The 12,519-nt window shown below is 70.9% G+C and carries 14 protein-coding genes; 8 read left to right on the forward strand and 6 right to left on the reverse strand.

All coding sequences use genetic code 11. The features are described 5' to 3' along the window. Positions 1 to 1,234 precede the first annotated feature (1,234 nt). From WME83_RS42500 to WME83_RS42530, 7 genes are all read left to right on the forward strand, one after another. Complete coding sequence (locus tag WME83_RS42500) at positions 1,235 to 1,855, forward strand: MerR family transcriptional regulator (RefSeq protein ID WP_437315419.1); 621 nt, start codon at positions 1,235 to 1,237, stop codon at positions 1,853 to 1,855. A 17-nt stretch (positions 1,856 to 1,872) separates the two neighbouring features. Then, complete coding sequence (locus WME83_RS42505) at positions 1,873 to 3,090, forward strand: IscS subfamily cysteine desulfurase (RefSeq protein WP_437322107.1); 1,218 nt, start codon at positions 1,873 to 1,875, stop codon at positions 3,088 to 3,090. Between the two features lie 63 nt (positions 3,091 to 3,153). Then, positions 3,154 to 3,591, forward strand: coding sequence for a Fe-S cluster assembly scaffold IscU (iscU, locus tag WME83_RS42510; RefSeq protein WP_437315420.1), 438 nt, complete (start codon positions 3,154 to 3,156; stop codon positions 3,589 to 3,591). A gap of 48 nt (positions 3,592 to 3,639) precedes the next feature. Further along, on the forward strand, positions 3,640 to 4,116 hold the full coding sequence (locus tag WME83_RS42515; protein WP_437315421.1) for a HesB/IscA family protein: 477 nt from the start codon (positions 3,640 to 3,642) through the stop codon (positions 4,114 to 4,116). A gap of 56 nt (positions 4,117 to 4,172) precedes the next feature. Continuing rightward, positions 4,173 to 4,709 carry a Fe-S protein assembly co-chaperone HscB gene (gene hscB, locus WME83_RS42520; RefSeq protein WP_020740394.1) on the forward strand — a complete coding sequence of 179 codons (537 nt, stop codon included), beginning with the start codon at positions 4,173 to 4,175 and terminating at the stop codon, positions 4,707 to 4,709. Continuing rightward, the gene (gene hscA, locus WME83_RS42525; RefSeq protein WP_437315422.1) at positions 4,706 to 6,715 is read left to right on the forward strand and encodes a Fe-S protein assembly chaperone HscA; all 2,010 of its coding nucleotides are present in this window, start codon (positions 4,706 to 4,708) and stop codon (positions 6,713 to 6,715) included. Before hscB ends, hscA begins: the two co-directional genes overlap by 4 nt. After that, a complete protein-coding gene (locus WME83_RS42530; RefSeq protein ID WP_437315423.1) occupies positions 6,715 to 7,071 on the forward strand; it encodes a 2Fe-2S iron-sulfur cluster-binding protein in 357 nt (118 codons plus the stop codon). The genes hscA and WME83_RS42530 overlap by 1 nt, the downstream gene beginning before the upstream one ends. Positions 7,072 to 7,114: 43 nt before the next feature. Here the strand turns inward: WME83_RS42530 and WME83_RS42535 are convergent, their stop codons facing one another. Then, a complete protein-coding gene (locus tag WME83_RS42535) occupies positions 7,115 to 7,384 on the reverse strand; it encodes a hypothetical protein (protein WP_437315424.1) in 270 nt (89 codons plus the stop codon). A gap of 308 nt (positions 7,385 to 7,692) precedes the next feature. Here WME83_RS42535 and WME83_RS42540 point away from each other — a divergent pair, with 308 nt between their 5' ends. Continuing rightward, entirely contained in the window at positions 7,693 to 8,220 is a 528-nt protein-coding gene (locus WME83_RS42540) for a DUF4142 domain-containing protein (RefSeq protein WP_437315425.1), read from the forward strand. Positions 8,221 to 8,275: 55 nt separating this feature from the next. On the opposite strand, the gene WME83_RS42545 is transcribed toward WME83_RS42540, so the two are convergent. From WME83_RS42545 to WME83_RS42565, 5 genes are all read right to left on the reverse strand, one after another. Beyond that, the gene (locus tag WME83_RS42545) at positions 8,276 to 8,902 is read right to left on the reverse strand and encodes a hypothetical protein (RefSeq protein ID WP_061623024.1); all 627 of its coding nucleotides are present in this window, start codon (positions 8,900 to 8,902) and stop codon (positions 8,276 to 8,278) included. Then, on the reverse strand, positions 8,899 to 9,537 hold the full coding sequence (locus tag WME83_RS42550; RefSeq protein WP_437315426.1) for a hypothetical protein: 639 nt from the start codon (positions 9,535 to 9,537) through the stop codon (positions 8,899 to 8,901). Before WME83_RS42550 ends, WME83_RS42545 begins: the two co-directional genes overlap by 4 nt. 148 nt (positions 9,538 to 9,685) lie before the next feature. After that, entirely contained in the window at positions 9,686 to 10,084 is a 399-nt protein-coding gene (locus WME83_RS42555; RefSeq protein ID WP_437315427.1) for a hypothetical protein, read from the reverse strand. A 236-nt stretch (positions 10,085 to 10,320) separates the two neighbouring features. Further along, a complete protein-coding gene (ychF, locus tag WME83_RS42560) occupies positions 10,321 to 11,412 on the reverse strand; it encodes a redox-regulated ATPase YchF (protein ID WP_437315428.1) in 1,092 nt (363 codons plus the stop codon). A gap of 94 nt (positions 11,413 to 11,506) precedes the next feature. Further along, the gene (locus WME83_RS42565; protein ID WP_437315429.1) at positions 11,507 to 12,457 is read right to left on the reverse strand and encodes a LysR family transcriptional regulator; all 951 of its coding nucleotides are present in this window, start codon (positions 12,455 to 12,457) and stop codon (positions 11,507 to 11,509) included. Between the last annotated feature and the right edge of the window lie 62 nt (positions 12,458 to 12,519).

Here is a 12,519-nt window from a genome sequence, read left to right on the forward strand (position 1 = left end):
CAACCTGCGCGCGAGCGGCGTCGCCGCCCAGGAGAGCACCAGCGCAAGGATAACCGCAGTGAGCGTACTTACCATCGCTCTCCTTCCCTTCGGGAGTCCCCCCCCCCTTTGGTGCAGCGCGGAGCGCGATATTCATAGCTCGTCATCATAAAACGCCAGAAAAGCCTTGGTCGATGTGCCCCTACTACCTCAACCATGCGCCCGAGACAACCCGGCGGGCAGGTTACGGACAGAAGTGTGCGCCGCAGGTAAGAAAAAGCCCTAGTAAGCCAACCTTCCGTCGCGGTGAGAGATCATACATATTGCACCAAAACTGTAAATTTCTACACTTGGGGCGTTTCGCGGCGGCTTCTAAGCGGAAAATTGCGGCTTCAGTGTTCGTCGATTCCCTTGTTGTCGCGCGGCTCGTCGGTGGCCAATAAGCAAGTCAAACTTGCTGATCGCCCGATTCCGACGGTCAGTGCGGCGAGCACAATGCACCTTACCGTTCGTCCAGGTGTGATGATCGGCAACGAGCTGCCTCGCGACGTTCGTGATCGAGGCGCTCGTCACGGCGGCGTTGGCTCCGAGGATGGAATTGCCGAGCTCAGCCGAGCCGGCCCGGCATAAGCATCCTTGCTTCACCGCAGGAATGTATCTTCCAGGGGTGTCTCTTCGGTTGCGGAGATCCTGTCAGAGCGTGACATCAGGGTTCCAGCTGCGGCGGGGCGACCTGGCGACCTCAACCTCGGGGCGATCTCAACCTGGGACGCGGGCGCGAGCGCCTCAACCTGGGAAGCCGGCGACCTCAACCGTGGCGGTCTCAACCCGGGACGCTGCGGCGACCGTCAACCTGGGACCCCGGCGGCCTCAACCGCGGCGACCTCAACCTGGGACGCGGCGCGGCGACCTCAACCTGGGATGCGGCGCGGCGACCTCAACCTGGGACGCCGGGCGCCTCAACCTGGGACGTGGCCGCGGTCACCTCAACCTGGGACGCCGGCCGCGGGCGCCTCAACCTGGGACGCCGGCCGCGGTCACCTCAACCTGGGACGCCGGCCGCGGGCGCCTCAACCGCGGCGCCTCAACCTGGGACGCCGGCCGCGGACGCCTCAACCTGGAACGCCGGGCCGGCGGCCTGGGCACCGCCCCATGTCGGTACCAGTACAAGCCGGTTGACAGCCTCCGTCCAGCGCCCTAGAAGGTCCGCAACCCTCACGCATACGTAAGGGTCAGGGTTTCAACCTGGCGCACCATGACGACCCGGCACCATCTCCCTGTCGCGCACGAGCACAGCATCGACGGGCCCCTCCTGTCCAGCACGTCCAGAACGGACGGTCCTCGGGCCGGTGGCTGCGCCGAGGCCGAGGAAGACGAGCGCCTCCTGCAGGTGGGCGACATCGCCAAGGCGACCGGGAAGACGGTGCGGGCCATCCACCACTACGAGGAGGTCGGGCTGCTCAGGCCGCACGCCCGCTCCAAGGGGCGCTACCGGCTCTACGACCACGCGGCCCTCACCCGGGTCCGGTGGATCGGCAAGCTCCACGACCTCGGCCTGTCGCTGAGCCAGATCCAGCAGATCGTCTCGACCTGGGAGTCGTCCTCGTCGGCCCCCGGCGCCATGTCGCGCATCCGGGACGTCTACCAGCAGAAGCTCGAAGAGGTGCGGGAGCAGATCGCGCACCTCGAGAACCTCGAACACGAGCTCGTCGCGAGCCTCGCCTACCTCGACACCTGCGAGACGTGCGACCCGGCGGAGCTCGTCGCCGCCTGCACGAACTGTAATCTTCACGACAAGAGCAAGGCTGAGCCCGAGCTCGTCGCCGGCATCCGCGGCGGCAATGGGCAGTGCCGCCAGGGCTCGAATCACCGCTGAGCGAGAACATCATGGCCATCCAACTTCCGATCTACATGGACTACCACGCGACGACCCCGGTCGATCCGCGTGTCCTCGACGCCATGCTGCCGTACTTCAACAGCAAGTTCGGCAACGCCGCGAGCCGGAGCCACGTCTTCGGCTGGACCGCCGAGGAGGCCGTCAGCCACGCTCGCGAGACGCTCGCCAAGTTCATCGGCGCGTCGAACCCGAAGGAGATCATCTTCACCTCCGGCGCGACCGAGAGCGACAACATCGCCATCAAGGGGGTCGCCGAGTTCTACAAGGACAAAGGCAACCACATCATCACGAGCGTCATCGAGCACAAGGCGGTGCTCGACACCTGCAAGCGGCTCGAAAAGCAGGGCTACGAGGTCACCTACCTCAAGGTCGACAAGTACGGGATGGTCGACCCGGACGACGTCGCCAGGGCGATCACCGACAAGACGATCCTCGTCTCGATCATGCTCGCCAACAACGAGGTCGGCACGGTCCAGCCCATCGCCGAGATCGGCAAGATCACGAAATCGAAGGGGATCCTCTTCCACAGCGACGCGGTGCAGGGCGTCGGGAAAATCCCCTTCAACGTCGAGCAGATGGGGGTCGACCTCGCGTCGGTGACGGCCCACAAGATCTACGGGCCGAAGGGCATCGGCTGCCTCTACGTGCGCAGGTCGAAGCCGCGCGTCCGCATCACCGCGCAGATGGACGGCGGCGGCCACGAGTTCGGCGTGCGGTCCGGCACGCTCAACGTGCCCGGCATCGTCGGGTTCGCCAAGGCCGCCGAGATCCTCCTCGAGGAGGGCGAGGCGGAGTCGGCGCGCATCCTGTCGCTGCGCGAGCGGCTCCGGACCCGGCTCTGGAAGGAGCTCGACGCCATCCAGCTGAACGGCTCGCCCGATCGGCGCCTGCCGGGCAACCTCAACGTGTCGTTCAGCTTCGTCGAGGGCGAGGCCATGATGATGGCGATCAAGGACGTGGCCGTCTCCAGCGGCTCGGCGTGCACGAGCGCCAGCCTCGAGCCCTCCTACGTCCTGCACGCCATGGGCATCGGCGACGACCTGGCCCACTCATCCATCCGCTTCGGGCTCGGGCGCTTCACCACCGAGGAAGAGGTCGACTACGTCGCCGACCTGGTGATCCGCAAGGTGAACAAGCTGCGCGACATGTCGCCGCTCTACGAGATGCACAAAGAGGGGATCGACCTCAACACCGTGCAGTGGGCGGCCCACTGAGGGGCCGCGAAGGCCCGTCAGAGCAAGGTTTCGAGAGGAAAGGAAACGGTCGAGGAGAGAGCCATGGCATACAGCAATAAGGTCATCGAGCACTACGAGAACCCCCAGAACGTCGGCACGCTCGACAAGAATGACGAGCGCGTCGGCACCGGGCTCGTCGGCGCTCCGGCCTGCGGCGACGTCATGCGCTTGCAGATCAAGGTCGGCGAGGGCGGCGTCATCGAGGACGCGAAGTTCAAGACGTTCGGCTGCGGGTCGGCCATCGCGTCGTCGTCGCTCGCCACCGAGTGGCTGAAGGGCAAGACGATCGACGAGGCGGAGACGATCAAGAACAGCATGATCGCCGAGGAGCTCCACCTGCCGCCGGTGAAGATCCACTGCTCGGTCCTCGCCGAGGACGCGATCAAGAGCGCGATCGCCGACTTCCGGGCCAAGCAGCAGGCGAAGAAAGAGCTCGCCGGCGCCGCGCCCGAGGGCACCGCGACGGCGAGCGCGGAGTAACACACCGGCTTCCGGGGCGGCCCGGAGCACCGGAGAGGGAGCAGCGCCATGCAGAGCAGCGAGGAGACGACCACGACGAGAGCCGCGGACAGCGGGGCCCACCCCGCGCACGCCGCGGCGGACGCCGCGCCCGCGCAGAGCAGCGGGGCCGCGGGAGAGGCGGAGGCCAAGTCGAAGCGGACGCTCTCGGTGAGCGACGCGGCGGTCCAGGCCATCCGCGCCCAGCTCGCCAAGCGCGGCACGCCCGAGGGCGCCATCCGGGTCGGGATCCGCGGCGGCGGCTGCTCCGGGTTCTCCTACGTCATCGAGTTCGAGGACAAACCGCCCCGATCCGGCGATCTCGTCCTGGAGTTCGCGGAGCCGGGCAAGGCCACGGTGCGCGTCTTCTGCGACAAGAAGAGCATCCTCTACCTGGGCGGCTCGGTGCTCGACTGGGAGAAGACGCTCATGTACCAGGGCTTCAAGTTCAAGAACCCGCACGAGGCGACGCGCTGCGGCTGCGGGCACTCGTTCACGGTGGCCTGAGCCGCCGCAGGGAGCGCCCGCCCTCGCCGCCGAGGCGCTCCTCCCCAGAGCACGTGATGACCGATCCCTTCGATATCCTGGGCGTCGAGCCTCGGTTCGACCTCGACCTGCGCGCGCTCGAGCAGCGCCACCGCGATCTCTCGCGCGCGCTCCACCCCGATCGCTACGCGGGCGCCCCCGCGGCCGAGCGGAGGCTCGCGCTGGGGCGCGCGATCGAGGCGAACGACGCCCTGCGCGTCCTCAGGGATCCGATCCGCCGGGCCGAGGCGCTGCTCCAGCGCGCCGGGATCGCGCGGGGCGAGGAGGGCGAGCAGAAGGCCTCCCCCGCCCTGCTGATGGAGATGATGGAGTCGCGCGAGGAGCTCTCCGAGGCGTCGAAGCGGCGCGATCGCGCGCGGATCGCGCGCCTCGGCGACGGGATGCGGGCGCGCGAGCAGGCGACCCTCGCCGCCATCCAGGCGGCCTTCGCCGCCGCAGGGAACGACCCGGAACGGATGAAGGGCGTGCTCGCCATGCTGAGCGAGCTCCGCTACATCCGGCGCTTCCTCGACGAAGTGAGCGCAATCGAAGAAGAACTCGCGGATCAGACATGACCCTCCTCGAAATTTTCGATCCCAAGGCAAGGCCCAGCCCGATCGGCATCGATCTCGGGACGACGAACTCGCTCGTCGCCCGCGTGCGCGACGGCCGGCCCGTGGTCATCGACGACTGCAACGGCGAGCGGCTCGTGCCGTCGGTGGTGCACTACGACGAGCGCGGGAACGCGATCGTGGGCTACAGCGCGCGGCGGATAGCGCAGAGCCACCCGCGCGAGACGATCGTCAGCGTGAAGCGCTTCATGGGCCGCGGCGCGAACGACCCGGAGACGCGGCGGCTCGGGCCGTACGAGTTCGTGGAGCCGAAGGGCCCCGATGACGCGAAGAGCGTGCGCTTCAAGGTGCGCGATCGCGTCGTGACGCCCGTCGAGGTGTCGGCGGAGATCCTGAGGGAGCTCCGCACCTCGGCCGAGCGCGAGCTGCGGTCCGTGGGCGGCGCGGTGATCACGGTGCCGGCCTACTTCGACGACGCCCAGCGGCAGGCGACCAAGGACGCCGGCCGGCTGGCCGGGCTGGAGGTGCTGCGCCTGCTCAACGAGCCGACGGCCGCGGCGCTCGCGTACGGGCTCGACAAGCAGCAAAACGGCCTGTTCGCCGTGTACGACCTCGGCGGCGGGACGTTCGACATCACCGTCCTCCTGCTCGACGACGGCGTCTTCCAGGTGAAGTCGACCGGCGGCGACAGCGCGCTCGGCGGCGACGACATGGACCGGGCGCTCGCCGAGCGGCTGCTCCAGGAGATGGGCGCGGCGCGGCGCACGCCCGAGGTGGTGCGGCTCGCGCTCGACACCGCCCGCAGCATCAAGCACGCGCTGACCGACGCGGAGCGGGTCGAGATCGAGCTGCCCGTGCAGGCGGGCGAGGCGGGCGCCGGCCAGCCGGCGTCGAAGCTCGTGACCGTGACCCGCGACGAGCTGAACGCGCTCATCGCGCCGCTCGTGGAGCGCACGGGCGCCGCCTGCCGCCGCGCGCTCCGCGACGCGGGCGTCCAGGCCTCGGACGTCGACGGCGTGATCCTCGTGGGCGGCGCGACGCGCGTGCCGTACGTGCGCGACTACGTGGCGAAGCTCTTCGGCAGGGAGCCGCTCAAGGACATCGATCCGGAGGAGGTCGTCGCGCTCGGCGCGGCCATCCAGGCCGACATCCTGGCCGGCTCGATGGAGCGCGCGGACGAGGTGCTCCTGCTCGACGTGCTGCCGCTGTCGCTCGGCATCGAGACGATGGGCGGCGTCGCCGAGAAGATCCTGCCGAGGAACACGACGATCCCGGCCGGGGCGCGGCAGGTCTTCACGACCTACGCGGACAACCAGACCGGGTTCGATCTGCACATCGTGCAGGGCGAGCGGGAGCTCGCCGCCGACTGCAGGTCGCTCGCGCGCTTCGTGCTGAAGGGGATCCCGCCGATGCCCGCGGGCATGGCGCGGCTCGAGGTGACGTTCCGCGTGGACGCCGACGGGCTGCTCGGCGTGACCGCGCGCGAGCTGACGACCGGGGTCGAGCAGAAGGTCGAGGTGAAGCCGAGCTACGGGCTCACCGACGAGGAGGTGGAGAACATGCTCCTCGCGGCGCTGGACCACGGCGAGGAGGACCTGATCCAGCGGCGGCTGGTCGAGGCGCGGGTCGAGGGCGAGCGCGTGGCGATGGCGACGCGCAAGGCGCTCTCCGCGGACGCCGACCTGCTCGGGCCAGGCGAGCGCGAGGCGATCGAGGGCGCGCTGAGCGCACTCGACGCGGCGGTCCGCGGCGACAAGCCGGGGCTGATCCAGGCGCGCACCGAGGCGCTCGACGACGCGACGCGCGCGTGGGCGGGGCGGCGGATGGACCGCGCCGTGGCCAAGGCGATCGCGGGCAAGCAGGTCGAGGACGTCGAGGCGAAGGTCTCCGCGGCGAAGGGCGTGGACGCGCACCTGGCCGAGCACCGAGGGGACGACGCGGGCCGCGAGGCGGGCGGCGCGGGCGGCGCGAGCGCGGCGCAGGCCGCCGTCGAAGCGAGGAGGAGCTGATGGCGAAGGTCCGCTTTCTGGCGCACGGTCGCGCGTGGGAGGTCGAGGTCCCGGTGGGCTCGACCGTCCTCCAGGCATCGAAGTCCGTGGGCGCCCCCGAGGGCGACGCGTGCGGCGGCGTCTGCGCGTGCTCCACCTGCCACGTGTACGTCACGAAGGGGCGCGAGCTCCTCAGCGAGGCCGAGGAGGACGAGGAGGACATCCTCGACAAGGCGTTCGACGTGCGGTCGAGCAGCCGCCTCGGCTGTCAGGCGAAGATCCTGAGGGACGGCGAGATCGAGGCGGAGATCTCCCGGGAGAGCCTCGACGCGTTCTACAACGAGCACCCGAACGTGAAGGATCCGCGCAAGGGCTGAGCCCTCCGCGCGCCGGACCAGCGCGGGCCGGCCTGGGCCGGGGTCACGACGGCGGTCTCGCCTTCGGCGGCTTCGGCTCGCGCGGCGCGGGCGGCGGGTTGCGGAGCTTGTCCAGCTCGGAGCGCGCCTCCGCGGTGATGCGGCGAGCGATGTGGGCGAAGGCCGAGGCGGCCTCCTTGGCGGGCGGCGTCGAGACGATGGCGACGAGGTGCTGCGCGGCCGTCTTCCTGCCGATGGGGACGAGGAAGAAGGTCAGGGCGGCGAGCAGGAAGACGATGCCGTTCGTGAGGCGCTTGAAGAAATCGCCGACCACAGGCGCCGAGGGTAGATGAGCGAGCAGCCTGGGCCCAGTTCTTGGGGGTCGTTTGCCCTTCGACCAGGCGCCGAAGCCCGCGCCGACGCCGAGAGCGCGGGCCGCCGCGCGGCCGCGGCGGACCGCGCCGTGGCCCCTGCCCCTTGCCAGAGCGCCGGGGTCTCACGACAGATCACGGGTGGCTCGACCGGGGGGACCGAGCCGTGGAGTCCGGCCGCGCCGGTTCCATGCAGCGCTCGGCGCGCCCGCCCGGCGAGGGCCGGGACAAGGAGGGGATTGCAATGCTCAAGCCTGTTCTATTTACCATCTTGATCGGGACAGCGAGCCTGCCGGCCTCGGTGGCTGCGCAGGGGCAGGGCTCGCCAGGGCATCAAGGCCAGGCCGGCGAGGTCAAGCTCAGCAAGGCTGACCGGGAGTTCGTCGAGAAGGCTGGCCAGGGAGGGCTCCTCGAGGTGCGGCTCGGGCAGGTCGCGCAGCAGCGCGCCGCGAGCCCGGAGGTGAAGCGCTTCGCGCAGCGGATGATCGACGACCACTCCGCGGCGAACAAGCGGCTCGCCCAGGTCGCGCAGCAGAAGGGCATGCTCGTGCCGCAGGAGCTCGACAAGGACCACCGCGAGAAGGTCGACAAGCTGTCGCAGAAGACAGGGACCGAGTTCGACCAGGCCTACATGAGCGAGATGGTCGACGACCACGAGCACGACGTCGCGAAGTTCGAGAAGGCCTCGAAGGAGGCGAAGGACGCCGATGTGAAGGGCTTCGCCAAGGAGACGCTCCCGCAGCTCCGCGAGCACCTCGCGATGGCGAAGCAGATCCACGGCAAGGTGAAGGGGAAGTAGCGGCGCGGGCGCGCCGGCCGCGCGCAGCGCGGCCAGCGCTCGGCCGAGGGCCGGCTCAGGCGACGACGCGCGCCGCGCGCTCGGGCGCCGCCGCGGGCGGCGGGGTCGTCCTCGACCTCGCCGCGCCGCGGACCGGCGCGAGCTTGCCCCGGAGCTTCTGGTACGCGGCCGCGTCGATCGGCTCGCCCCGCACCCAGGCGCGGAGGAACGGCAAGACGCCGGTCTCCCACGCGGCGCTGAGGCGCAGCGCGAGGAACTCGCCGTAGAGCGCGGTGAAGAGCGTCTCGAGCTCCTCGATGAGGTACATGCGCTCGTAGAACTGCTCGTCCACGGCGTCCTTGACGACGCTCGGGATCTTCACGCCCGCGAGCGCGAACGCGTCGGCGTTGAAGAGGAACGCGTACTCGAGCTCGCCACGGGTGACGCGGACGCGCGCCTGCGACGGGAGCTTGCCCTGGCGCAGCGCCTCGTGGGCCTCGGGGGCGCTGCTCGGCGCCGCGCCCTTGAGCCGGCTCTGCTCCTTCTCCTGGACGAGCGTGATCTGCCCCTCGAGCCAGAGCTCGCAGACGCCGAGGGCGTCGAGGGAGAAGCGGCCCTCGAAGAGCTCGCTCTCGAACCAGAGCCAGACAAGGAATTCTCGGCCGACGAACCGGCGCTGCTCGATCAGCTCGGCGAGGCTCACAGGGCACCTCCAAGGGTCGATTCGGCGTGGAAGACGGTGGGCTTGAGCGTCTCGAACGCGGCCAGCTGCTCGCTCGTCAGGCCGAGCTCGCGGGCGGCCGTGTAGGGGCTCTCGGGCACGAGATCGAGCTCGAAGGTGTCCTCGAAGAGCTCCGCGAGCCCCTCGTGCGCGCGCGGCGACTGGTTCCAGAACCGCACGACGCCGGCCTCCAGGTTCCAGGAGAGGTCGACCACCTTCATCACCGGCATGAGCTGCGCGCGGAGCTTCCTCGACACGACCGCCCGGAGCTCCTCCTTCTCGCGCCGCCCGAGCTTCTCGCGGCCGCGCTTGGCGAGGTGCTCCCGCTCCGCCTCGGCGAAGTGCGCCTTGAAGAGCGCCGCGGGCACCTGCCAGCGATCGGTCCTGAGGCCGAGGTTGAGGTACGAGTTGAAGAAGATCTTGCCGTGATCGAGCTCGCAATCGAGCGGGTTCTCGATGGAGCACCACCCGGCGCGCTGCTCTGCGTCCTCGTCGACCGTCAGCGGCCGGAACGCGCGGAGCTGGATTCGCTCGACGAACTTGTCGCGGAACCCCTCGGGGAGGTCGCCGCGGACATAGAACTTCGAGAATGAGATGGATCCTTTGAGTGCGCCCAAATGATCGTCCTTTCGTCCCGTGAAGGCGACGGAGGTAGCCGAGCGGATCGGGGGGGTCAAAAAACCGGACGCCGCGCCGCCGCCGTGGCAGCGGCGCGCGGCGCGGGCGCCGGCCGCGGGCGGGGCGGCGAGGCGCGGCGCGCTCCAATCAGAGCGGCTGGGCGAGCGGCGGGCGCCGCCAGCGGCCCGCGAACGGGCCGGTCAGGTAGAAGCGGTAGCGAAGGAAGTACGGCCGCTCGTCGGGACCGCAGAACGCGACGGTGGACCGCACGAAGCGCCCGAAGGCGTCGTCGCCGGGAGCCGCCGCGGGCCTGTGGCCGAGGGCCGGCGCGGGCGTCGCGGGGAAGCGGGGCGGCGCGCCCGCGAGGAACCCGTGCGGCAGCGCGCACGGCGCGGGCGGAGGAGGTGACGCGCCGCCGCCCGGGTCCGGAGCGCCCGCCTCCTCGGGCGGCACGTCGGCCGCGGCAGCGACACAGCCCGCCGCGGCGCCCGCCGGCGAGGTGAGGAGAACCAGCACACACCACGCGCCGCCGCTCGTCTTGGGCACCGCCCTGCCTCCGTTCACGAGGCGCAAGGCCGGCCGGAACGCCGGCGATCGCGGCCGGAGCGCCGGCGATCGCGGCCGGCACACCGCGCCTGCGCACACGGTCAAGGAGCAACGGCGATGCCGTCGCGCGCGCGAAGCAGGGGCACGCGCACAAGGGGGCGCGCGCCGAGCAGGGGCGCTGCGCGCGCTCGCGAGGAGCGCCCGCGGCGAGCGGGCGCGCTCGAGGAACGGAGAGATCAGACGTTGAAGAGGAAGTGCGTGACGTCGCCGTCCTGGAAGACGTACGTCTTGCCCTCCACGCGCAGCTTGCCGGCGCTGCGGATGGCGGCCTCGGTCCGGTGCTCGACGAGGTCGTCCACGCTGTAGACCTCCGCCCGGATGAAGCCCTTCTCGAAATCGCTGTGGATGACGCCCGCGGCCTGCGGCGCCGTGCACCCGACCGGGATCGTCCAGGCGCGGATCTCCTTGGGACCGGCCGTGTAGTAGCTCTGGAGGCCGAGGAGCCGGTAGGCCTCGCGCGCGAGCGTCGCGAGCGCCGGCTCCTTCATGCCCAGGCTCTCGAGCATCTCCGCGCGCTCCTCGGGCGCGAGCTCGTTCAGCTCGGCCTCGAGCTTGCTGCACACCGGCACGACGCCGCTGCCCTCGGACGCGGCGCGCTCGCGCACCTTCGCCGCGAGCGGGCCCGTGCCGGAGACGTCGGACTCGTCGACGTTCGCCACGTAAAGCACCTTCTTCGAGGTGATCAGCCCGAACGTCTTCACGACCTTCCGCTGCTCCTCGTCGAAGGAGAGCCCGCGGACCGGCTTGCCCGCCTGAAGCGCCTCGAGACACTTCTCCATGAGGGCGATCTTCGGCAGGAGCTCCTTGTCGCCCTTCGCCTGCTTCTTCGTGCGCTCCAGCATCCCCTCGAGCGAGCCGAGGTCGGCCAGCATGAGCTCCGTCTCGATCGTGTCGATGTCGCGGAGCGGATCGACGCCGCCGTCGACGTGCACGACGTCGGCGACCGTGAAGCAGCGGACGACGTGGAGGATCGCGTCTACCTCTCGGATATGGCTCAGGAATTTGTTCCCGAGCCCCTCGCCCGTGCTCGCGCCGCGCACGAGCCCGGCGATGTCGACCACCCGCACCATGGCGGGGACGATCTTCTCGGTCTTGATGTACTTCGCGAGCGTCGCGAGCCGATCGTCAGGGACAGGGACGGCGCCGACGTTGGGCTCGATCGTGCAGAACGGGTAGTTCTGCGCCTCGGCCTTCGCGGCCGTCAGGGCGTTGAACAGGGTGCTCTTGCCCACGTTGGGCAGTCCGACGATGCCGACCTCGACGCTCATGGCGCGCACGTCTAGCACAGGCAGGGTCGCGCGGCCCGGCGCCGCGGATGATCCGCCCTAAGGGGCTTCCGGACCCGAGATGGCTTCGCCGCCGTCAGCGCCGCGGTCGGTCCGGCGCGCGCAGGGCGCCGGCGAGGTGGTCGACGAACGCGCGTACGCGCGCGGGCAGAAAGCGCGACGGGAGGTACACCGCGACGACCCGGCGGCGCACCGGCAGCCACCCGGCGAGCACCTCGCGCAGGCGGCCGGCGGCGACGTCGTCCGCGACGAGGTACGCGGGGAGCTCGGCCACGCCGAGGCCGGCGCGCGTGGCCTCGAGCACCGCGAGGACGCTGTCGCTCGAGAAGACCGCGGGCACCCGCACCGGCGCCTCGGCGCCGCCGGGCTCGACGAGGCGAAAGACGGCGTGCGACGCGCCGCCCGGGCCGTAGCGGAGCCCGGCGTGCGCGCCGAGCTCGGCCGCGTCGCGCGGGGCGCGGCGCCGGCGGAGGTAGCCCGGGCTCGCGTAGAGGCCGCGCCGGTCGTCCTCGAGCGGGCGCGCGACGAGCTCGGCGGGCGGGGCGGTGACCATGCGGACCGCGACGTCGATCCGCTCCTCGACGAGGTCGGCGAGCCGGTCGCCGCAGCGGAGATCGACGGTCACGCCCGGGTGCTCGGCCTGGAAGCGCGCGCAGAGCGGGGCGACGCGGCACGCGCCGTAGACCGCCGGCGCCGCGACGCGCAGCGGACCGCGCACCGCTTGGTCGCGCGCAGCGATGTCGCGCTCGAGCGACTCGACGTCGGCGAGGAGCTGCCGGCCGCGCGCGACGTACGCCTCGCCGAGGTCGGTGAGCGAGACCCGGCGCGTCGTGCGCTGCACGAGCCGCACGCCGAGCCGCGCCTCGGCGCGGGAGACGGCCTTGCTCACGGCCGACGGGGTGAGCCCCAGCCGCTCCGCCGCCGCGGAGAACGAGCGCAGATCCGCGATCGCGACCAGGAGCCTCAGCGCGTGCGCGGCCTCGCTCGGGTCGATCGATGAACCGAGCTCACGAATCCTCGACTCCACGCGCCGATTGTACGCCGCATCCGCCGAAGGCCGCCGTCCGGCGCTCGCTCGAGGTGCCTCGC

The organism is Sorangium sp. So ce385 (assembly GCF_051474135.1).
Lineage (GTDB): Bacteria > Myxococcota_A > Polyangia > Polyangiales > Polyangiaceae > Sorangium > Sorangium cellulosum_D.

Bases quoted from the DNA above. Each gene is read 5' to 3' on its own strand.
- hscB (WP_020740394.1), top strand. From the start codon at position 4,173: ATGACCGATCCCTTCGATATCCTGGGCGTCGAGCCTCGGTTCGACCTC.
- WME83_RS42515 (WP_437315421.1), top strand. From the start codon at position 3,640: ATGCAGAGCAGCGAGGAGACGACCACGACGAGAGCCGCGGACAGCGGG.
- hscA (WP_437315422.1), top strand. From the start codon at position 4,706: ATGACCCTCCTCGAAATTTTCGATCCCAAGGCAAGGCCCAGCCCGATC.
- WME83_RS42500 (WP_437315419.1), top strand. From the start codon at position 1,235: ATGACGACCCGGCACCATCTCCCTGTCGCGCACGAGCACAGCATCGAC.
- WME83_RS42530 (WP_437315423.1), top strand. From the start codon at position 6,715: ATGGCGAAGGTCCGCTTTCTGGCGCACGGTCGCGCGTGGGAGGTCGAG.
- ychF (WP_437315428.1), bottom strand. From the start codon at position 11,412: ATGAGCGTCGAGGTCGGCATCGTCGGACTGCCCAACGTGGGCAAGAGC.
- iscU (WP_437315420.1), top strand. From the start codon at position 3,154: ATGGCATACAGCAATAAGGTCATCGAGCACTACGAGAACCCCCAGAAC.